Annotated in this window: 21 protein-coding genes; 2 read left to right on the top strand and 19 right to left on the bottom strand. The window is 37.6% G+C overall.

The genetic code is table 11. The features are described 5' to 3' along the window. Positions 1–11 precede the first annotated feature (11 nt). The 5 genes from MMP60_RS13900 to MMP60_RS13880 form a co-directional block, all read right to left on the bottom strand. A complete protein-coding gene (locus tag MMP60_RS13900; protein WP_241336959.1) occupies positions 12–821 on the bottom strand; it encodes a class I SAM-dependent methyltransferase in 810 nt (269 codons plus the stop codon). After that, complete coding sequence (locus MMP60_RS13895; RefSeq protein WP_241336958.1) at positions 821–1,642, bottom strand: undecaprenyl-diphosphate phosphatase; 822 nt, start codon at positions 1,640–1,642, stop codon at positions 821–823. The genes MMP60_RS13900 and MMP60_RS13895 overlap by 1 nt, the downstream gene beginning before the upstream one ends. An 8-nt stretch (positions 1,643–1,650) precedes the next feature. Continuing rightward, entirely contained in the window at positions 1,651–2,349 is a 699-nt protein-coding gene (gene tsaB / locus MMP60_RS13890) for a tRNA (adenosine(37)-N6)-threonylcarbamoyltransferase complex dimerization subunit type 1 TsaB (RefSeq protein WP_241336957.1), read from the bottom strand. A 141-nt stretch (positions 2,350–2,490) separates the two neighbouring features. Then, complete coding sequence (locus MMP60_RS13885; protein ID WP_241337022.1) at positions 2,491–3,021, bottom strand: gamma carbonic anhydrase family protein; 531 nt, start codon at positions 3,019–3,021, stop codon at positions 2,491–2,493. 33 nt (positions 3,022–3,054) lie between these two features. After that, on the bottom strand, positions 3,055–3,669 hold the full coding sequence (locus MMP60_RS13880; protein WP_023274602.1) for a CoA pyrophosphatase: 615 nt from the start codon (positions 3,667–3,669) through the stop codon (positions 3,055–3,057). Between the two features lie 120 nt (positions 3,670–3,789). Here MMP60_RS13880 and MMP60_RS13875 point away from each other — a divergent pair, with 120 nt between their 5' ends. Further along, the gene (locus tag MMP60_RS13875; RefSeq protein ID WP_018677994.1) at positions 3,790–4,338 is read left to right on the top strand and encodes an NUDIX hydrolase; all 549 of its coding nucleotides are present in this window, start codon (positions 3,790–3,792) and stop codon (positions 4,336–4,338) included. Between the two features lie 57 nt (positions 4,339–4,395). Here the strand turns inward: MMP60_RS13875 and MMP60_RS13870 are convergent, their stop codons facing one another. The 6 genes from MMP60_RS13870 to MMP60_RS13845 all read right to left on the bottom strand — a co-directional run bounded on the left by MMP60_RS13870 (position 4,396) and on the right by MMP60_RS13845 (position 12,558). Beyond that, positions 4,396–6,414: a hypothetical protein gene (locus MMP60_RS13870; RefSeq protein ID WP_241336956.1), complete on the bottom strand. Its 2,019-nt coding sequence runs from the start codon at positions 6,412–6,414 to the stop codon at positions 4,396–4,398. 19 nt (positions 6,415–6,433) lie between these two features. After that, positions 6,434–7,612 (bottom strand): putative pilus assembly protein FilE, encoded by a 1,179-nt coding sequence (gene filE, locus MMP60_RS13865; RefSeq protein ID WP_241336955.1) that lies wholly within the window; start codon positions 7,610–7,612, stop codon positions 6,434–6,436. Beyond that, positions 7,612–9,276 carry an outer membrane protein transport protein gene (locus tag MMP60_RS13860; RefSeq protein WP_241337021.1) on the bottom strand — a complete coding sequence of 555 codons (1,665 nt, stop codon included), beginning with the start codon at positions 9,274–9,276 and terminating at the stop codon, positions 7,612–7,614. The genes filE and MMP60_RS13860 overlap by 1 nt, the downstream gene beginning before the upstream one ends. A 12-nt stretch (positions 9,277–9,288) precedes the next feature. Continuing rightward, a complete protein-coding gene (locus tag MMP60_RS13855; RefSeq protein ID WP_241336954.1) occupies positions 9,289–10,404 on the bottom strand; it encodes a transporter in 1,116 nt (371 codons plus the stop codon). Between the two features lie 46 nt (positions 10,405–10,450). After that, on the bottom strand, positions 10,451–11,284 hold the full coding sequence (locus MMP60_RS13850) for a C39 family peptidase (RefSeq protein WP_241336953.1): 834 nt from the start codon (positions 11,282–11,284) through the stop codon (positions 10,451–10,453). A 284-nt stretch (positions 11,285–11,568) separates the two neighbouring features. Next, complete coding sequence (locus tag MMP60_RS13845) at positions 11,569–12,558, bottom strand: DUF6160 family protein (protein ID WP_241336952.1); 990 nt, start codon at positions 12,556–12,558, stop codon at positions 11,569–11,571. A gap of 520 nt (positions 12,559–13,078) precedes the next feature. Between MMP60_RS13845 and MMP60_RS13840 the strand changes: the two genes are divergently transcribed. Continuing rightward, positions 13,079–14,422 (top strand): anthranilate synthase component I family protein, encoded by a 1,344-nt coding sequence (locus tag MMP60_RS13840; RefSeq protein WP_241336951.1) that lies wholly within the window; start codon positions 13,079–13,081, stop codon positions 14,420–14,422. Between the two features lie 14 nt (positions 14,423–14,436). On the opposite strand, the gene hisC is transcribed toward MMP60_RS13840, so the two are convergent. The 8 genes from hisC to MMP60_RS13800 all read right to left on the bottom strand — a co-directional run bounded on the left by hisC (position 14,437) and on the right by MMP60_RS13800 (position 22,422). Next, positions 14,437–15,522, bottom strand: a complete 1,086-nt coding sequence (hisC, locus tag MMP60_RS13835; protein WP_241336950.1) for a histidinol-phosphate transaminase — start codon at positions 15,520–15,522, stop codon at positions 14,437–14,439. A gap of 68 nt (positions 15,523–15,590) precedes the next feature. Beyond that, a complete protein-coding gene (gene hisD / locus MMP60_RS13830) occupies positions 15,591–16,898 on the bottom strand; it encodes a histidinol dehydrogenase (RefSeq protein ID WP_241336949.1) in 1,308 nt (435 codons plus the stop codon). A 106-nt stretch (positions 16,899–17,004) separates the two neighbouring features. Further along, complete coding sequence (gene hisG, locus MMP60_RS13825; protein WP_018678004.1) at positions 17,005–17,688, bottom strand: ATP phosphoribosyltransferase; 684 nt, start codon at positions 17,686–17,688, stop codon at positions 17,005–17,007. Next, positions 17,685–18,944, bottom strand: a complete 1,260-nt coding sequence (murA, locus tag MMP60_RS13820; RefSeq protein ID WP_241336948.1) for a UDP-N-acetylglucosamine 1-carboxyvinyltransferase — start codon at positions 18,942–18,944, stop codon at positions 17,685–17,687. Before murA ends, hisG begins: the two co-directional genes overlap by 4 nt. Positions 18,945–18,950: 6 nt before the next feature. Next, positions 18,951–19,202 (bottom strand): BolA family iron metabolism protein IbaG, encoded by a 252-nt coding sequence (gene ibaG, locus MMP60_RS13815; RefSeq protein ID WP_018678006.1) that lies wholly within the window; start codon positions 19,200–19,202, stop codon positions 18,951–18,953. A gap of 138 nt (positions 19,203–19,340) precedes the next feature. Further along, positions 19,341–19,682, bottom strand: coding sequence for a ribosome-associated translation inhibitor RaiA (gene raiA / locus MMP60_RS13810; RefSeq protein WP_018678007.1), 342 nt, complete (start codon positions 19,680–19,682; stop codon positions 19,341–19,343). 166 nt (positions 19,683–19,848) lie between these two features. Beyond that, complete coding sequence (locus MMP60_RS13805; protein WP_241336947.1) at positions 19,849–21,297, bottom strand: RNA polymerase factor sigma-54; 1,449 nt, start codon at positions 21,295–21,297, stop codon at positions 19,849–19,851. Between the two features lie 486 nt (positions 21,298–21,783). After that, complete coding sequence (locus MMP60_RS13800; protein ID WP_241336946.1) at positions 21,784–22,422, bottom strand: hypothetical protein; 639 nt, start codon at positions 22,420–22,422, stop codon at positions 21,784–21,786. Positions 22,423–22,566 lie beyond the last annotated feature (144 nt).

Below are 22,566 nucleotides of genomic sequence, written 5' to 3'. Positions count from 1 at the left end.
TTGGATCAGCTTTAAGTTGAACTTTTGGAAAAATATGCATCAAAACGGCAGGCATCACCTAACCATTGGTGATCAGGTGTTTGATCTGCCAGATAAACTGCATGTCGTGGACGCTTAACAATAACGCGCTTTGCGATCTTATGGGCAAGATGTAACAACTCATCTCCTAAATCCATTTCACCATCTTCAGGTAATAACAGATGCAGTAATTGCATTTGCTTTTTGACTTGTGCTTGCTTCTTTTGCACTTGATGATTTTGATCTCGCTGTGGAAACATCGGATCTAAATACACCACGTCCACTCGCTCGCCTTGCTGTTCTAATGTATGTAGATAGCAATTTGAATCAGCATGAATAAGTTGGATCCGCTGCATAACAGACTGCAAAAATGGATCGTGTTCCGCTTGAGTTTTCGTATATTCCAATAACACAAATAGGATCGGATGACGTTCAACCAAACGGACATCAGCACCGAGATAAGCCATCAATAAACTATCATGACCTAAGCCTGCGGTTGCATCAATTAAGCTTGGTTTTTCACCCAACTGACATGCTCTCGCAATCATTTCAGACTTCAAACTGGCGCGTTTTAAACGGGGAATCTCAGCACGCCAATCTGGTTGCATTTTCATCCCATTGGCAGCAAGACTGAGTCCATCCTCATCTAAAACCAAAGCCATTTCTGGATTCAGACGAAGGAAACGCGCATTCACTTTTTCAACGATTTGACCTTTTAATTCAACATCCAAACTTGCTAAACGGGTTTGAAGTTGTTGAAATTGCTCTGCATACTCAGTCTGATACCAACAGATCATTTGCATTACCAATGCACCCAACCTGTCCACCATGTCGCCAAAATAAATAAACCAAAGACAATACGATAGTAAGCAAAGGCTGTGAAGTCATGCTTAGAGACATAACGAATTAATGCACGAATCACAATCAAAGCTGAAACAAAGGCAACAATAATTCCGACTGCTAAAATAGCCATATCATTACTATGTAATTCATGACGCATTTTATACATATCCAGTAAGCCTGCACCCATCAACACAGGAATACCGAGGAAGAATGAAAATTCAGCTGCTGCTTTACGTGAAATACCTAAGAACAATGAACCAATAATGGTTGAACCAGAACGTGATGTCCCAGGAATTAATGCAAGACATTGAATCAAACCAATCAATGTGGCTTGCTTGAATGTTAGATCTTCGACTTCTTGACTCACGATTTGATGCGGACGGCGTTCCGCCCATAAAATAACGAAACCACCGACAATTAATGCAATTGCAACCGTGACCGCATTAAATAAATAAGCCTTTACCACATCACCAAAGCTCAAGCCAATAATCACAATTGGAACAGAAGCGATGATTAAATTAAGACTTAAACGACGACCTTGCTCTTGTCCTGTGAGTGCGCCAATTAATGCGCCCCACAGTTTGCCCCAATACTCATAAATTACTGCTGCAATCGCACCAATTTGTACAGCAACCGCAAACATATCTCGTTTTTCAACAGTCCAAAAATCTAGCAATTGTCCTGCTAAAATCAAATGTCCTGTACTTGAGATCGGTAGAAATTCAGTAATCCCTTCTACCAACCCCATAATTGCAGCTTTAAATAGCAATAAAAGATCCATAATTAACCTTAATTCGCCTTACCTTGTTCTGGAATTTTTTTCCATGCATCATCACGTAAATACACAGGGAGTGCATGCTCAGCATCAACCCATTTTTGCTGCGCTGCATAAATTCGAGCAATTGTTGCAATATCCTGCGCAGTTGCTCTGATTTCTGGGATAGACGTTTTCAGAATGGAAGCCTCTTGCGAGTCTATTTGATTTGGCTTAACCAATTCTGAACCTGAGCCAATCGCCATGAATTTACAATATGCTGCAGCTTGCTGGTAATTTAATAATTTTTCTTCATCGACTGCTTGCATGATGCCATGTTCATCAATGCTAAAATTAGCAATATAAACTTCTTGCATACGTGCATCGAGAACAGCCGTGACTTGTTGTAGTCCTGTCAAACGATATGCTGCTTGCGCTAGTGCTTGCAAACTTGATACAGGAATCACAGGTAAATCTTGTGACCATGCCAAAGCTTGCGCAACAGCCGCATTGATACGCACACCACTAAATGAACCTGGCCCACGGCTGAAAGCGATTGCTGTTAAATCGGCTAACTGAGTTTGTGTTTGCAGTAAAGCTTGCTCAGTTAAAGGCAAAATCGTTTGGGTTTGTGCTTTTGGTCGCTCATCTAATTGAAAATAGAGTTCTTCAACATCATCAATCAACGAAACAGAACAGTGTTCATTTGCCGTTTCCAATGCAAGCAACTTCATGCAAAAACCTTAGTCTAAAAGAGATAAAAAACGTCGAGTATCATACCCCACTCAAGCCTCCTAAGCGAGTTATTGGCTTTTGCTAGATACAAAAAAGCCAAGTCTATACTTGGCTAAATTTAAATCTAGTTTAGCTTAAAATCACTCGAAGCTAAATTCTTCCAATGCTAAGAAATTTTGATAATGTTCCGCATAATGTAAAGCGCTCAAATGCAAGCGTGCGGCACCTTGTTCATCCAAGGTTTTAACTACTTTACCAGGTGACCCCATCACAACTGAATTATCAGGAATGATTTTACCTTCAGGAATCAGCGCATTTGCACCAATAATACAATTTTTACCAATCACCGCATTATTTAAAACAACAGCATTGATACCAATTAAAGAATTATCTCCAATCGTACAACCATGTAACATCGCTTGATGCCCCACCGTCACATAATCGCCAATATTCAGTTCAATGCCTGCATCGGTATGTAAAACTGCATTTTCTTGAATATTCGAAAAATTTCCAATCCGAATAACACTGTTATCCGCTCGTACAACTGCACCAAACCAAATACTGACTCGACGCCCCAATTCAGCTTGACCAATCACTGTCGCAGTTGGTGCAACCCAGCCATCCCAAGGTTCATGTAATGCTTTTGGACTCAATCCCTGATAGGTATACATCATGACAAAACACCCAATTTAAATAAAAGATAACTAAAACTTAGATAATCCAAAATGTGGTGGATTCACTAAAAAAGGCCATTTCTTTTGATGCCCAAGCCCATACTGAAATAACGATACCAACATACGAGCGGTTAAACCCCAAACAATTTCATTTTCCACTTGCATGCTTGGGAAATAAATTGATTGTCGAACCAAACGTACTTCATAGGGTAAAGGTGGTGCATCAATTAGTTGCTGTAACGGCGCAAAAAAAATACGATCAATCTCTGTAGGCTGAGCAATTAAGTCCACCTCCGCAGGGATTAATCCTACAATCGGTTTCACAGATAAACCGCTACGGGCCCGTTGTATCGGCAAATCACCCAACAATTTGACGTCAAAAGGATTAAGTGCTGTTTCTTCCTGTGCCTCACGCAAAGCCACCACAATATTACTGGTATCACTTGGATCACGTTTACCACCCGGAAAAGACACCTCTCCAGCATGTTGCGATAAATGGATTGAACGGCGTGTGAGTAAAACTTTCGGTTGAGGCTCTTGTGTAATCGCAATTAAAACAGCTGCATCAGCTTGTTGGATTCGTTTGGAAAAACGCAACCGTTGTTGTAAAAGCTGTATTAACGATGGCTCTTCCATATGACTCATCTCTTTTTCTCATTTTCCTTACAAATCATCATAACTGAAATTTTAATGACAATCATAGATCATGATGCGAAGTGATAAAAATTCAGTTATGCTGAGTTATCTCTATGGTTGATGATAATTATGAGCTTTTGCGTTGCGTGTGGACATCAAACTGAAGCAAAAATCCCGCTAGGCGATCATAAAACACGGCTTGTCTGTACACACTGTGGCAACATCCACTATGAAAATCCGAAAGTCATTTGTGGAGCATTGGCTATTTGGGATGATAAGGTTTTACTTTGTCGACGTGCTATCGAACCTCGTTATGGATTATGGACACTCCCTGCGGGTTACATGGAATTATTTGAAACCATGGAGCAAGGCGCTGCACGTGAAACACGTGAGGAAGCTGAAGCCGAAGTTGACATTGAACAACTGTACTGTATGTATAATATTCCGCGTATTGGGCAGATTTACGTACTGTTTAAAGCACAGATAAAACAAGGTTTATTTGGTGCTGGAGAAGAAAGCCTCGAGTGTCGTTTATTTGAAGAACATGAAATTCCGTGGACAGAACTCGCATTTCCAAGTGTAGAACAAACTTTAAAACATTATTTCTCAGATCGTAAACAAGGGGTATTCCCTTCTCACTTAGAAACATTAGGTACGCGTTTAGATCATACAGGTTAAATAAAAAAAGACCGCTTATTGAACTATATCCAATAAGCGGTCTTTTTTACTAAAAAGTTATTTTATTTTTACAGCTTTACATGCTGCTGCACTTTGATTGGCCAACTGAATTGTAACAGGTCCTGTCCAACGTTTAGCCATTACTCGATCTTCATCGGTTGGTTTAACATACTTATTTCGCTCAGTATCATCTTTCAAATTATCATACATATTGATATAAGCAGCTTGATAGTAAGCATAAGTATTTGACCAGAAAACAATATTACTTCCTTCACTAAAGTCAGTTAAAGTAATTTCTTTTTGTGGTGCATCACTCAATAAATTATGCACATTGATTTTAGCGCCACCAATCGATTTAATATCATTACTTTGATAAATAAGACCAACATTCAGACCAAACATAGCGCCATTAAGTAACCCGAATTTTGGATTAGATAAAATTGTTCGAACTGAAACAGATTTACTCGTCGCCGTAAATGAAGTTGCGCCTGTCGTACCTATTCGATACTGCATCTCACCATATTCGTCAGTGATTGTTCCATCTGCATTTATGGATTGAGTTTTTGCGCAATTACCAGACATATCACTTGCTGTTGCATCTTTCTTAATATCTGTTCGAATATTGCCATACTCATCAATCATGATTCCTAATTTAATTTTTTCTGAATCAGGAATACTACTATCAGAGAATCCAAAAATTAATGTTGCATACAAAGGGAAAATATATTTTTCATTTGTTTTTACATTCGCACTCGTTTTAAAGACATCTTTACCTAAATAGCTTGGTGGATTTGCCTTATAAATTTCGAGGCTACCATTATATGCTCTGCCATCGATTGCTTGTTCCCATTGCCCTAAATGTGCCGTGTTTACCGTATCTGTGTCTTTCGCATTCAATAAAAGTCGATAAATATATTCAGTGCCCGGTATTGTGTGACCATTAATTAGCTTACCTTGTTTAAATTTCAAATCTTCAGCAGCATTTGCAGTGAGAGAGAAACGCAAAGGTTGATTTGAATTGATTTCCCGAGTAAGTGGGTTTAACCATGAGTTTTGAGCATTAATCTGTACTTTTTGGGCTTTCACTTTGGTAATTAAAAGAAGTGGTGGATAGAGTTTACCTTCAAGAAAACTCGCAGGGCCTCGCCACTGCTGCCCAGTTCCTATTGCATAACCTTGTCGATCTGTTAATAAAAATACTTCACCCATCGAATGGATCAGGCTGCTGCCTTTGTCTGCATTTACACAATCCGTATACAGCGCTTGGTTACAACCAAAGAAACCATCACTGGTCTTAATTGAAGAGCTAATCGTGCCTGCTTTTAAGAAAGGTATTGTTGCTTGCCATACACCAGCATTCGATAAATTCAAGAGTTGAGTAAGAATCGTTAATGCTTGTTCATCTGTTACTGTAGTGACATCTAACCAAGGTTTTAATATTTCGACATAGGCTCCACTACTCAGCTCAGTAACACCAATATCTTTCGTTAGCTTAGATAATAGTTCTTTCTTTTCATCTGTAATCTGAGTCGGTTGAATATCACCTAAAACATTATCATCTTGTTCAAGACCAATACTATGAGAGATTTTGACTAATGCAATTGCAACACGAATCGTTTCATCATTTAGATCAAGTGTCGCTGGTACTTTCCCTGTTAATGCACTCGCTAAATCAATAAGACGCATACGAGGTATAGGATATCGTGAATCATTAATTTTAGAAATATCGTCTAATTTCACAGCCCCTAGACTAATTTTTCTAGCGTTTTTACCTTGTATATAAAAAGTCGCTGTATCCCCTAATTTACAAGCACCTGTGACAGTATTTGATTCCAACTTTGTTACGAAGTGATTCACTTTATCACTACTACAATCAAAGTTCAGACCAGAAATAGGGTAATCCATTACAAATGGTAGGCAATCGGTATTTGTTGGTGAACAACTGGTATTGGCTGTTACACCTTCAACCCCTTTATTTGGGTCTTCGTTAATTTTAGCACTTTCACCACCACAACCTTGTAAAAATGCCACTAATGTCGTTAAGGCAAAGGGTAATAAAACTTTTTTATTTGTCATGGGTTCATCCTATTTATGCCTACTGTAAAGCAGTAATCTTAATCTGTCCTTGATTTGAAAGTTCCTGCTCAGGAACATCCACGGCTGAAGCTAAAGGGGTGATCATCATATAATGGCTATTAGGCGGTATTTTAAGCACCCCCTGAAGAGCAGCATGTTGTAATAATGTTGCGGGAATTTTTTGACTTTTAAATCCACTCACACCCTCTAATACACAACCAGACTCATCTAAAAAAACGACCAATGGCCAATAATAAGTAGGTCTATTAGCATTAGAAGCGTAGGAGTCAACTTGCATATATTGAATATTTTGTTCAAGTTGCACTAACTCATATTCAAACTTTTCTTTTAAAGGCTTACGAGGCCATAAACCTATATCTTTTTGAGGAGCTAGAGTTTTAATCGTTTTATTCTTACTATATCCTTCTAAAAAACAACGATCATTCTCAAATGCCAAAGATAAATCTTGTGCAGATAAACGTACATAACTATTAGATAATGCAATCGAATCTAGACCCTGAGTTGATCGACTGAGCATTCTATCTAACATTGAACGGCTTACACCTTTTTTACGCTCTATTGTTTCTAAGCGCCCAGTACCATCTGGCATGGTATAAAAACGTTTTTTACCATCTAAGTTAAACTCTTGATCCTCTAAATATTCATTATTCACATATTCTACGCCATCCACACGAGCAAATGCTGATGGAGTAGTAACTGCCTGAACTTCCTTAGATACAACTTCTTTTGTAATATCAGACTTTGGTTGCTCTAAGCTTTTTTGTTCAAGATTTTGTTGCTGTAGTATGATATTTTTAGATTTAACAATTGCTTGAGGCTCACTTCTTACCTCAGACTTAATCACTTCTTTTTTAGATTCTATGGTGGGCTGGATTTGAGATGCATTTATTAGGTCATCTTTAACCACGACTGTAGTTGATGTTTTTGGAACATCGATATCATTCTTAGGTTGAACTCTATTTTCTAATTTTATTGAGTCATCAATATGATTAGACGGTATAGACTTAATGATTTTTTTCTCAGCCTCAGTTGATTTTCTAGGAACAATCATTGGTCGACCATCAGGTCCAATAATTGTATAAAAACCTTCTGCATATACAACCGAGCTACTTGCGATAACAGCACAAACGAATGAAATCACAAGTATAGGTTGTTTTCTTATCACTTTCTTTAACATTACCATCTTGTTCTATAGTTAATACCAAGTAAAGTCACCTTAGTATTCGTTTTAATATCTAATCCTGCATATGGGTTTAATAAAATATTATCAACCCCAGTTTTGTTTGCAAGGCTACTTGTGTTTGCAGGAATATCATCACGACTACGTAAGAAACCTATTGATAAATCTAGATCTGTATCTTGATCAAAGCGATAACCAACGCCTAAACCAAAAAGCTGAGCATTATTAATAGGAACCATCGTATTTCGTTTATCATCAGGGATAGAACTTGTACGTGGTTCATAGCCCATGCGCAATTTCAATCGATCTGTTGCAGAATATTCAAAACCAATTCCCCAACGCCAAGAGGATTGAAACTTCAATGGTAAAGCCAAAGAACGATCTGTTACATCAGAAGAAAGAAGTTTCGCAACCTTTAATAGTGAAATTTGTCGATCAAACTCAAATTTAAACTTATCCCAAGCAGCAAAATCGGTCCAACCCACATCAAAGTTCATTTGTAAGTCTGGGAAAATTTTATACTTAATCCCAGCTTTAAAATGTTGTGGATATTTAAAATCCATAGCAACTAAGCCTGATTCCACATTCGGTACATAACCTGGTAAACCAAGAATTGCAGCTAAAATCTGACCTGTTGCTGAAGAGTTTAAACCAGCAACCAGTTGTTGTGGAGCTGTTGCATTATTAATTAAATACTTTCCACGCAACCGCATTTTTGCTTCACTTTGATAAACCATACCAAAACTGAAGTCATCCGTAGGTTCCCACAATACACCTAAGTTATAACTAGGACTAAGTGATTGTTCTAACGATACATCCATTGCACCCATCTTACTAAATGGATTCATGCCTTCTTGAGCATTACAGATACCAAATAATAATAAATCAGTGATAATGTCTCCGTTATTTTTAAATGGGGCACAGACGACCTCATCCACCATTCGCAAGACACCAATCATTTCATTTGGAAAGCGTAAATCTGTTTTTAACGCAATCGCTTGGTAAGACATACCAAATGATGCTCCGACAGATAAATGATCGTTTACTTGATAACCAAAAGATGGTGACAAATATGTAATACGCTCTAAAGCGACTTGTTGTCCCATATAATTACTAGGGTTACCATCTTCTGCACCAAAACCAGCAACTAAGGGCGCATACATTGCTGTTGCATAAGTCACTTTCGAACCAGGTGGCTTATAAGCAATCGCTGCTGTAGGTGCAGCCAAAGGTGAATTCGGTCCTAAATCTACGATCTTCTTCAAAATAGGAACATAAATACTGGCATATTCAACATCACCATTTACAGTCCCTTTGAAGTCAGTACATATTCCTGTTCTAACTTCAGGACCATCATTACAAACCAATGGATCATCAGAATAGCCAAAAATATTATATCCAGCAGGTGCTGAGTATTCCCGCTCAATCGCGAAGTTAGCCAAGATACCCTGCACATCCGTTTGCAAACCTTCAATCTTTGCAAGCGCAGCAGGGTTAAAATGCACCGCACTAATCCCTGGTGGATCAGCAGTAACCGCATTCCCTAACGAAAGAGAACGCAAATCCACAGATAAGTCCTGTCCCAATTGCGCATTGGCAATATTTGATAAGCTAGCTAAAAGAATAGCTGCTGTTAAGGGACATAATTTTAGGTATTTCACCATTACATCTCCTTAACGAACTTTTTTGCCAAAACCTATAATATCAAGCGGGAAAGATAGACCTAATGATACATCTGGTGCATCCTCAGTTAATCCAATACCAACAGTACCATTCACAATGGTTTCAGGTGATACGCGAACCCCTAAAGCAAAAGACAACATTGCACTACTTTGATCAGCAGATTGATAGCTTTCATCATTTTTAAAGTAGAATTTTGCCCCTGTATTAAAACTTTGTTGATAAGACATTGTCAGTGATACATCATAGTTAAATGAGTATGCAAATCCGAATGAAAAACCACCACTTAAACCTGGATCAAAACTCTCTAATATCCGGTTTCCACGTAGCTGGTTGAGCCCCGACTCTTTTAAACCGTAGTTTGCTGATACCGAGCTAAACAATACAACTGGGTCAATATATTTACGCGTACTTGCTCCAAAACCAACAGAGTAATACCCTTTACCCGTAGATAATTCATCAATCCCAATTTCATAAGGACTATCACCCGTTTTTGTTGATAGGCTACCAAACAGAACTAATGGAAGACGACCTTGCTTTAAAGGGAAAGGTTCCCAACGTGCTCCAAAAGAAATATCACCCAAACCTGCTGCTGTTTTTTCTTTTAAAATATCTTTTTTCGCTAACAGAGGAAGTGATGCAGATAAAGTAACGTTATCAAGTAATCCATATTGTGCGGTAAATGTATTGGTTAACGTATGGTTTGCATCTTCTTCGACACGGAACCGTTGTAATGCACTTGTACTATCGCCTGTTGCGACATCAATTCGACTATCACGATAATAGGTATAATCAACGTCATAATAAGAAGAAATAACACCCTTCTTAATTAAAGAATATTGACGCTCATTCGACGTAAAAACTTCTTGTAGATTCGTCTCTTTTGTTGCATCACCTTCTTGTTTTTGTAGTGCATTAGCTGCCTGACTCGCTTGGCTTTCAGCAGCATTTACACTAGGTGCATCTTTTACAGCATCAGCGGCTTGATCTGTTGCTGTTGCTTGCTCAGCTTGAACTTCTGTTGGTTTCTGTTCTTCAGCATAAAGTGTTGTTGTAATCGCACTCATACTTAATGCCAACACACTGATATTCATCCATGGACTTTTCATTTTTGCGTAACATCCTATTAATACATTAATTTTAATGATTTCTAAATTACTTCCGCTTGTAATATAAGCGCATAAAAGTCGTAATCGGTTGATTGTACGTAGCAGAAGTCGGATCAGCATCCAATACTCGACGCATGGTTGATGCCTTATCAGCTATGCGTTCAAACTTTTGTGTTGGAAACTGAATTTCAGCAAGGGCATATCTATTAATAGTTGCATCTTCCACGTGACGCATATCGGAGTCTTGTAATGCCAATAAGTTCTTACGATACTGCTCAGGAATATCCACAATAAATAACGTATTATTATCCCAAATTTGCTTGAAACGAATCTCGTCAAAACTGATATTACCCAAGGATGGATCAGCGACATAGACTCTTCCATCTTTATATGCTTTATATACAACGAAATGTTTAAAACCTGCATATGTAATAGGAACAATTGCTGGTTGTTTCAAAGCCGTTAAATCAGAGAACTCCCCACGATATCCACCACTACTCAACCCTAGAGCAGTAACAAAACGTTTCATATCGAGCAGCGAAAAACTACGACGCTCAATAATACGCTGATATTCTCCATATTGAAGTAAGCCAGTCATGGTCTGTTGCTCTGTAAGACGCAAACCACCATAACCATTCAAAAGAGTCGTTAACGCAGCTGAACCACAGCTATAATCGTATGCTTGACGCACAATCCCCCGAAATTGATCTTCTATCGCTGGCTTAATCGTCACTGCTTCACGATGATTCCGTGTAAAAGAAGGATTACGAGAATCTAAGGTCTCTGTATAATATACAGTTCCCTCTGGTTTTTTTTCTATTTCGAAGGCTTGCGTTGTAAAGTAATACATCAATGCTGAGCCTAAAGCGATCTCTAACATAAGTCTCTTTTTCTAACCGTGGCACAACTTGCCTTATTCATTTTATTTTAGTGTTCGTAAACACTACATCCCTGCTTGTTGAAGATACCTTTTTTTATAAAAAAAAACAGCTTTTTTTTAGTTTTTTTTGACGAAGTGTAGCTTAAAAATAAAACTAGGTAGTATTTGAGTAATTTCTTGTGATTCTTAAATAATTAAATAACTTTTTAGCTGTTAATTTTTACCAAACCACACTAAATAAAAATAAAAAAAAGCGCAACTAGTGCGCTTTTTTTTAAACTAGCTTAGTGACCAGAAATTGTAATCACAGAACCAGGAACGTTTGTAGTACCATTGAAGTAGTAAGTCTGCATACCTTGAACTTCTACGTCACCGATAGAACCAGCAGTTTGGCTACCTAAATGAACACCTTTGATGTACATATCAGTTTTAGGAGTAGTTGCACCAGAACCAGTAATAATACGTAAGTAACCGTTGTTAGTATCTTCTTTACCAACTACGCTTACAGCAGCATTAACAGTTAAGTTTGTAGCATTTGCGTCAGAAACTCGGATGCTATCAAGGTAGATTTGACCTGCAGCACGGTTGCCCGCAGTACCATCAGCTGTACCAGTTTTAGTAGAGCTATCAACGATACCTAGATCTTTGATTTCCAAACCACCTTGCATAGTTGTATTTAATACAACCATTGCACCTTGTGGAGCAGCACCTAACTGGATGTTAGCATTCATAACACCAGTTTTAATTGTTAAACCTGATAAAATCTTGTTGTAGTTGGTAGCATCATTACCACGACGAACTGTAGAACCCGCAGCATTAGAAGCAGATACACCGATTTCACCGATGTAGATATCTAAACCAGAAACAGCTGCTGCAACGTTAAGGAAAGCACCATTTGTACCAGTACCAGCATCTGTATCAATTGTAAGATCAGCAAGGTTATGAGATGCCAAAGCACGGCTATTGTCAACAGTTGTAGCATTCAACATTGGAGCTGTAATTACAACACCATTAGTAGCTGTAAGACCAGTACCATTTCCTTGAATTACAATTGCACCAGCAGTACTAGTACCACCTAATGCAGCAGTCGCCAAACCATCGTTATCGTGAATTAAAACTTTTTCAATATCAATTCGAGAAATACCGATACCGATATTAATACCGTCTTGACCAGTTGCAGCGCTTAGTGCAGCATCATCCATTGACTGCATAGCCATTGCATTTGCGCTAATCGCCATTGAAGAAACTAAAGCTAGTTTAGTAAACATTTTCATTGAGCACTCTCCCAAGAGCATTTATTTTTTGACTTTCACTACTCTGCTGTTCACTGTCGTTTTTTTCTTAATGACAACCTGAACTTCCAATCCTTGAGTAGTTCGTTTAGCAAGTACTAAATTACAGGTTTGTTATTTTATGTTCAACTACTGTTAATCGTTTTTTATAAATAACCCGACAAACGGCGCTATAAGTTTTATATTTCTATTTTTTGTATTTATTTCATAACATAAGGAAAGGTCTACATATTTTTTATTACCAAATCTGATGTTTCACATAAAAACTTGAAATATCTTCCTCTCTTATCAAACATATAAGACATTTCAAAATGTAAACAAAATTTCTTTTCCATAGTCTAATTTGAAGCCTTCCATTATTTATTTTAACTACGCAATCTATAGCTACGCCTTGGCCCGAGTTGCTTTACGTTCTATAGCTTGAGTTGATAAATATCAGTAGAGTTTTTGTGATTGTAGTACAATTCATTTTTCTAAATGTATATGAATGTATTTCCGTTTTATGTCTTATTTTCAGCAAAAGCTTAACACGCAACTCAATTCTGCATTTGATCTACTTTCACAACTTCGTGACATGACAGGTCTCATCTATTTACATGATCAAAACAACCCTATTATCGCTTTTTTACCGCAAAAATTCTTATTATTTCAACAATCAGTGCTGAAGCAATTTCATCAAACTGAATTTAATCAATATATACAGACTGAAACAGCATCAATTATAGATTTTTCAAGCTTTGATTCAAAGCAAGCCCCTCAAAGTGATACCTGCTTCAATGGGGGATATATTGGTTTCTTTAGTTATGACTATAGTGCAAATCAGTTTGTAGATGCCGCGCATCATCCTCAACCCAACTTTTTCTTAGGTCAATATACGAGCTTTTTAAAGTTTCATAAGAATGAATGGTATTTTTATAGCGACAGTCAAGATCAATATATTTACGAGCAAATATCTATATTGCTCAATAAACCGATGAACGAGAAGCTAAATCCACTTTTTTTACTTGAAAAATGCCATCCACGGTGGTCAAAACAACAATATATACAAGCATTCGATCAAGTTCAGGAATACATTAAAGCTGGTGATTGTTATCAAATTAATCTAACTCAAGAGTTCATTGCAACTGCTCAAGGTTCATTATTAGATCAAGCACAAGACTTATGGGAGCTTACTCATGCCCCTTATGCAGGTTATCTGAAAATAGATGATTTTGAGCTGCTCAGCTGTTCACCAGAACTGTTTATTGAGTTTCAAGCAAATCGAAAAATTAAAACACGTCCAATCAAAGGCACTATGCCGCGTTTTGAGGATAATCAACAAGACCAAATATCAAGAAATAAACTTAGTCAATCTGAAAAAGATCAGGCTGAAAATGTCATGATTGTTGACTTACTCCGCAATGATTTAAGCGTGTACGCTGAAATAGGCTCTGTTGAGACAACAAAATTATTTGAAATTGAAAGCTTCAATCAAGTACACCACATGGTGAGTGAAATCACAGCAATATTAAAAGAAGATGTTAATCCAATAGAGATGTTATTGTCGGCACTCCCTGGTGGTTCTATTACAGGTGCACCGAAAATTCGTGCCATGCAAATTATTGAAGAATTAGAAGGTGCTCCACGTGGTGCTTATTGTGGCAGTTTAGGCTATTTTAATTTTGATGGAACAGGTCGTTGGAATATTCTGATCCGTAGCATCCAAAAGTATCAAGATCAACTATCTTTATGGGCTGGCGGTGGTATTACCATCGCATCTAATGCAGAAGCCGAATATCAGGAATGCTTCGATAAAATTTCTGCCATGCTTGATTTGATCAATACATGGCAGATGCCTGAAAACTAAATCTCAATATAGATTTATAAAATTTTCGTTTTAAGTGTATCCACTAGACGTTGATTTTGCTCATCTGTACCAACCGTGATACGCAAGAATTGATTAATGCGTGGTTTATTGAAGTAACGAACAATAATCCCTTGCTCACGGAGTTGCTGTGCAAGCTGTGCAGCATCATGTTGTGGGTGAGTTGCAAAAATAAAATTCGCCTTTGAGGGTAGAACATCAAATCCTAAAGCCGTTAAACCAGCGACCAAATGTTCACGACTCTCAATCACTTTTGTACATTGAGCTTCAAAATAGCTTTGATCTTCGAATGATGCCACTGCGGCTGCAATCGCAAAACGATCAATTGGATACGAGTTAAAACTATTTTTTACAGCTTCAAGTGCGGCAATCAAATGAGATTGTGCAATCGCAAATCCAACACGCAAGCCAGCCAATGAACGTGATTTTGATGTTGTTTGGCAAACCACTAGATTTTCATATTGATTGACAAGTTGAACTGCTGATTCTGCACCAAAATCCACATAGGCTTCATCAATCACAATCACTCGATCAGGATTAGCTTTTAACACCTGTTCAATTTGATCTAAGCCTAATGCAATACTGGTTGGTGCATTAGGATTAGTAATGATAATACCGCCATTTTCCTGTTCATAATCCGACACATCAATTTCGAATTTTTCATTCAATGGAATCTGCTTGGTTTGAGTTCCAAAAAACTGGCTATAAACAGGATAAAAACTATAGGTAATATCAGGATAAAGAATCGGCTCTTTCTGAATAAAAAAAGCTTTAAAAATATGTGCTAGGACTTCATCTGACCCATTACCAACAAAAACTTGTTCAATGCCAACATGCTGCTGTTTGGCAATCGCGTGCTTTAAAGCTGTTGCATCTGGGTCTGGATAGAGACGCAAAGCATCCGCGTTATTCATTAAAACAGATTGGACAGCTTCCACAACTTTGGGTGATGGTGGATATGGATTTTCATTGGTATTAAGTTTGAGTAAGTTCTGAATTTTTGGCTGTTCACCTGGCACATACGGCTCTAATTCACGAACTTCAGGACTCCAAAAACGCATTTGTTCTGCTGTAATAGACATACTTAATCTCTTTTTTTAAAATCTCCCCTAACCCCTCTTTGACATAAAGAGGGGAACTTAGCCCTTTATTAAAGGGAGGTTGGGAGGGATTCATAACGGTAGCGTGCTGAGCGTGCATGGGCATCAAGATTTTCTTCAACAGCAAGGACATCGGCCGTTTTCGCCAAGGTTTTAACCCCTTCTTTTGAGCACATAATCAGACTTGAACGTTTCTGGAAATCATAAACACCAAGCGGTGAAGAAAAACGTGCTGTACCAGAGGTCGGCAAGACATGGTTTGGACCAGCACAATAGTCACCAATCGCTTCAGGCGTATAGCGCCCCATAAAGATCGCACCCGCATGACGAATCTCTTGGCTCATTAATTCTGCCTCATCGAGACATAATTCCAAATGCTCTGGAGCAACCTGATTAATGAGTTCAACCGCTTCTGCACGATCTTTAACGAGAACCAATGCACCACGATTTTGAATTGAAGTTCGAGCAATCTCTGCTTTTGGCAGTTCACTTAAATGTTTTTCAATCGCAGCATCAACCGCATTTAAAAGTGCTTCATCCGAAGTAATAAAAATGGCCTGAGCAACAGTATCATGCTCTGCTTGAGACAATACATCCATGGCTAACCATTCTGCATTATTTTCACCTTCAGCATAAACCAAAATTTCTGAAGGCCCTGCAATCATATCAATACCGACCTGACCAAAAACAGCACGTTTTGCAGCAGCAACGAAACGGTTTCCTGGACCTGTAATTTTATCTACCGCAGGAATTGTCTGTGTGCCGTAAGCCAATGCAGCAACTGCTTGCGCACCACCGATCGTAAAGACTCGGCTCACCCCCGCTAAATAAGCAGCAGCGAGTACCAATGGATTCAAGTCACCATTTGGTGCAGGAACAACCATGATAATTTCAGGCACACCTGCCACATGAGCAGGCAAAGCATTCATTAATACTGAAGAAGGATAAGATGCTAGTCCACCTGGCACATAAATCCCAACACGATCAAGTGGCGTGACTTTTTGACCTAGTGTATTACCCAACTCATCGACATAAGTCCAACCTTCTTGCTTTTGCGCTTGATGGAAAGTGCGAATACGTTTTGCAGCAAGCCCCAAGGCTTCACGAATTTCAGTACTTAACCCATCAAATGCTATTTTGAGTTGCTCTTGAGTGAGTTCTAGGTCTGAGAATTGATGCGCAGGATGTCGATCAAACTGTTGTGTTAATTTAAGCACATGATCGTCACCATACTGACGAACATCAGCAATAATTTGATCTACAGTTTGTATTAATTGAGGATCATTAACTGTTTCAAATGCTAAAAGTTCAGCAAATAGTTGTTTAAAGTTTTGATCCTGAGTCGATAAACGTCGCATCAATTTACCCACAAGGCGAATAAGAGAAAGCTAAGTTTACTCTTTTTCAGGCGACTTGTGGGCATCATCTCTGCAACTATCGTTCAGTCATGATGGAAAATCACGTTTAACGTGATTTGATTGCCTCTTCTAACTGAACCAGAATTGGATTGAGGATGGCTTGTTTACGTTTAAAACTAGCTTTATTGACAATTAAACGGGAAGAAACTTTGCAAATTTCTTCTAATGGTTCTAAACCATTGGCACGCAGAGTATTCCCTGTATCGACCACATCAACAATATAATCACCCAAACCAACAAGTGGTGCTAGCTCCATTGAACCATAAAGCTTGATCACATCCACTTGCTCACCTAAGCTTGCATAATATTGACGTGTTAGATTGACGTATTTAGTCGCAATTTTCAAACGACCTTTAGGACGTTCCATTCCAACCTTACCAGCAGTCATTAACTTACAATTCGCAATCTTTAGATCAAGCAACTCATAAACATGCTGAGCGCCATGCTCCATCAATACATCTTTACCCGCCACACCAAAGTCTGCTGCACCGTTCTCAACATAAGTCGGTACATCAGAAGCACGTAAAATCAAAATACGTACTTTTTTATGTGTGGTTGGAAAAATTAATTTACGTGATTTATCAGGATCTTCTAATAAATTAATACCCGCATTCTCAAGTAAAGGTAACGTTTCTTTTAAGATTCGTCCTTTACTAAGTGCTAAGGTTAAACCATGATCAAAATTACCCATTACATCAAAATTTGGATCATCGTTTCTTACGTCATTCATCCTTTCACTCGCTTAATCTGAGCACCTAAACTTTGTAACTTTTCTTCGATTTGTTCATATCCACGATCAATATGATAGATACGATCAACTAAAGTCTCACCTTCTGCGACCAATGCAGCAAGAACCAAAGAAAATGATGCGCGTAAATCCGTTGCCATAACAGGAGCTGCTTGTAGTGTTTCTACACCAGTTACAACTGCATCATGTCCTTCAACTTGAATGTTCGCACCCATACGAGATAATTCGGGAACATGCATAAAACGATTTTCAAAAATTGTTTCTGAGATCGTCGCAAAACCACGACCAATCACATTGACCGCCATAAGCTGTGCTTGCATATCAGTTGGAAATTCTGGATGAGGCAACGTTCTGAAACTAACTGCTTTAGGGCGCTTGCCCTGCATATCCAATTCAATCCAGTCATCGCCACGAGTTACTTCCGCGCCCATTTCTTCAAATTTATCTAATACTGCTTCTAGTAATGCAGGATCAGTATGCGTGGTTTTAACTCGACCACCTGTAATTGCTGCAGCAGCTAAATATGAACCTGTTTCAATGCGGTCAGCAACAACTGCATATTCACAGCCATGTAAGCTTTCAACACCTGTCACAACTAGCGTATCTGTATCCAAGCCTTCGATCTTAGCACCCATCTTAATAAGCATTTGTGCAAGATCAGTGATTTCAGGCTCACGCGCTGCATTACGAATCGTGGTTACACCATCAGCCAATACAGCAGCCATCAAGATATTTTCAGTACCGCCAACTGTAACCATATCAAAAATGACTTCTCCACCTTTTAATCGACCATCAACTGAAGCATGAACATAACCATTCTCAACTTCAATATGTGCGCCCAAAGCTTCTAAAGCTTTTAAATGCTGATCAACAGGACGTGATCCAATTGCACAACCTCCAGGTAATGAAACTTTAGCATTACCATAGCGAGCCAATAATGGACCAAGCACCAAGATTGATGCACGCATGGTTTTCACGAGTTCATAAGGTGCAAACTGATTGTCTAATGTTGATGCATCAGCACGAACCGTATCACCCTCATAAGTCATAGTGACGCCTAAGCCAGCAATCAACTTCACTAAGGTATTAACATCTTTTAAATGCGGTACATTGGTTAACGTAATCGGAGAATCAGCAAGAATCATTGCTGCAAGTAAAGGTAAGGCCGCATTTTTAGCACCAGAAATACGTACTTCACCATCGAGCTTAACACCGCCCGTAATTAAAAATTTATCCATTAATATTTAAGCTCCGAAAAGGCTTGCTTTGCGCCATTCGTCTTTTGTCATTGCACGAATCGTGACTGCATGAACTTCACCACTCGCAATATAAGAATTTAACGGTGCGTAAACGGCTTGTTGACGAGTAACCGTACGCTTACCATCAAACTGATCATCAACAATTCGAAGGTCGAATTTTCCAGCTTGGCCACTCACTGCTACTTCTGCTTCAGGGAAAGCTTCTTTTAAAATTTGCGTGAGCTGCTCACTATTCATTACAAGACCTCTTATACAACCATTGGCGTAAAACGATATATTTTACTATAACTTTTTCACATAATTCAGTAAGCCGTTTCTTTTTTTATCGATAAAAAAAGAGGCTATATCAGAAGCCTCTTTTGATAAAGAGAAAACTTAGGTCAATATTGCCAGCTCATGCTGATAAGAACACTGTATTTTTCTATGTTTTGCAAGCTGTCTTTTTAATTTTTCTGTTAATTTATTAATTGAAGTATACATATCATCAGCCGTTGCCTGCGCAAACAACTCAATCCCCGGCAAACGAATAATCGCTTCAGCAATATGATTTGCACTACCTTTGTGAGATCGCTTATCAATTTGATGATCTTTAGCCAATTTGATTTGCATACTATTCACTTGATCTAGATGCTTAGTCATTTGACTAAATTTAGTTTTTATATTTTCTTCAATAGCAGGCGTAATGGTTAAATGGTGTCCACGAATTGTTATTTGCATAATTCTATCCCTCACCTTTTCTAAGGATACAAAAAATCGCTCAGGCAATATTAATGCTCACAATGTGGTTAAACATCCATTAAATCATCCGAACGATTCCTTTAGTGATTATTGAAAATTCATTATTTCGTCATAATGAACGCTTAGAATAGTCACACCTTGAAATTTAGATCAAGACTTTTCTTTCTGAAGACGATGGAATATGTAACGATTCGCGATATTTTGCAACAGTCCTTCGAGCAACCTCAATCCCTTCATTTTTCAACATTTCAGCAATTGCATTATCTGACAAAGGCTTGCGTGGATTTTCATTTGAAACCAACTTCTTAATCATTGCACGAATAGCCGTAGAAGATGCTTCCCCACCCGTAGTCGTTCCAACGTGGCTGGAAAAGAAGTACTTCAATTCAAATAGACCACGCGGAGTTAACATATACTTATTGGTAGTCACACGTGAAACTGTAGATTCGTGCAACTCAACTTCTTCAGCAACATCTCGAAGCACTAGAGGTTTCATTGCTTCTGCTCCTTGCTCCAAGAAGGCTCGTTGGTGTTCAACAATACAAGTTGCAACTTTTAATAAAGTCTTATGACGCTCATCAATACTTTTAATAAAGTTTTTTGCTTCAAGCATCTGATTTCGTAAATATACGTTATCCTCACTTTGATCAGCACGACGAATCATATTTGAATAAAAAGAATTAACACGTAATCTAGGCATAACATCAGGGTTAAGCTGCACTTGCCAATGCTGATCTTTCTTAGAAACGACCACATCTGGAACTTGGTATTCAGATTCTTGTTGATTAAATTCTAAACCAGGATATGGTTTTAAAGTTTTTAATAGATCAACAGCTCCTTTCAATTGCTCTTTAGATAACCCCGTTTGTTTCAATAATTTATTTAAATCATTTGAAATTAATAGCTCATAATATTGCAATAGTTTCTTCGCTTCGAGCAAATACTGAACTTTCGCATCTATTGTTTCTAATTGAATCTTTAAACATTCTGCTAAATTTCTAGAACCAACACCAATTGGATCTAAACGTTGTATATGCTTTAAAACAACAATAATTTCATCTTGTTCAACCTCTTCATTACTCTCCATTTCTTGTAATAATCGAGTAACTGCCAACAAAACATCATCTAAATCAGTATCTAAAAACCCCTTATCATCTAGGGAATCTACAATACAATAAGCTATCAATTTATCTACAATAGAAAAATGTAGTAAATTCACCTGCTCTAGAATATGCTCTTTCAGGCTCAATTGAACTTGACGATTATCTTCTCTTTCTTCATATTCAGGTGATGCTAAAGCAGTCGATTGGTGGGTATAAATATCATCCCACTCCGTATCAACGGGCAAATCATTTGGCAAATGATCCGCATTGAGTTCAGTAGTTAAATCTGCCGTTTCATTTGGCTCTAAAGAAGATAAACTTTCAGTTGTATTTATCTCTTCAATTTTTTCAAGTAAAGGATTACTATCTAATTGAATTTGTATTTCTTGTTCCAACTCCAAACTAGAAAGCTGCAATAAACGAATTGCCTGTTGTAATTGGGGTGTTAACGATAAACTATTCGCAACTTTCAACCCAACAGATAGCTTCATACTAAAATACCTTTTTGAACAAGCAAAAAACATGCCTACTTATATATTTATAACATAATGCAAAGTTTACGCATATAGAAGAACGAATATTCGTTGTATTTTCTATTCAAAAAATTGATTTGATAATTTTGATAGAAATAATCCAAAATTGTCAGAATTTTCCCATAAAGTTTTTTATATCAATGACATGAATACATCCATGACCTTTAAAATCGACTTTTTAGGGAATTTTAATACCTCTTATCTAAATTAAAGTACTTTTAAATCAATAATATAGAGTAATTTTACTATTAAACAATTACCATAAAATACCAATAATTTAACGTTTAGTTTTTTAATTAGATTGTGAATAATCTAAATGCACCAATATCTCACATCATTGTAGTAAATTAATCTTTGAGTAATTTAAAAACATCTTCTTCTGTCCCAATATTTTAGAAGAATAAAAAGAATTCCATTTATTAACACTTTAAAATCAATCATATATTAGTTCAAATCAGAAACCTCAAATTTCGACCAATAATCCCCCTGTTCAGTTCTATTTACATATTCATGGTTACTAAATAAGGAGGTAAGAGGCGATTTTAGAAGAGAAATTCTTGCATTCGGGTTATGCAAAAACATCAACTCCTTTTGCTCTTGAAGGATAAATGCCACCGCACTAATATACTCACCTCGATAAGTAAATAATCCCAAATCTCTAGAGATCTGAACAAGTGAATCGTTTGAACTTATCGCATAGTGAGCTCTTCCGATCATTAAACTTTTTAATGTAGAAATAATACTAAAATCTTTAAAAAAGAAGTTTCTATAATCGGCTATTACAATAACACAAGAATGAGTATCAACTTCATAGCCTTTAAATTGCCGCTTAGCTTTCCTTATCTGATTTTCCAAACCATTCGAATTTATATCTATTGAAAGCACTTCATTAGCCTCAATTTTTTTGATTGTTTCTCTTTGAAAATCAGTATTATTGAGCTCTTTAATTTCCCAATATGTATCCATGTTATCTAACACAATCTTATAATCAGGCGTCTTATTTATTTTTTCTTCTATTCGAATAAAACTTATCTTTTTTCTCTCTAAGATTTCTTCAAATAGTTGTTCTGATTTTGTTCTCAATATCTTAATCTCTTTGCATAAACAAAGATTATATAAAAATCTTCACGTAAAAAAACACCCCCTCAGCATTAGCGGAGGGGGTGATTTAATTTAAAAGCTGGCGATGACTTACTCTCACATGGCAAACGCCACACTACCATCAGC

This window comes from Acinetobacter sp. ANC 4805, assembly GCF_022549495.1.
In the GTDB taxonomy this organism is placed as follows: Bacteria; Pseudomonadota; Gammaproteobacteria; order Pseudomonadales; family Moraxellaceae; genus Acinetobacter.
Note: the sequence above shows the minus strand (reverse complement) of the source record. Positions and strands in the feature narration are given on the sequence as shown.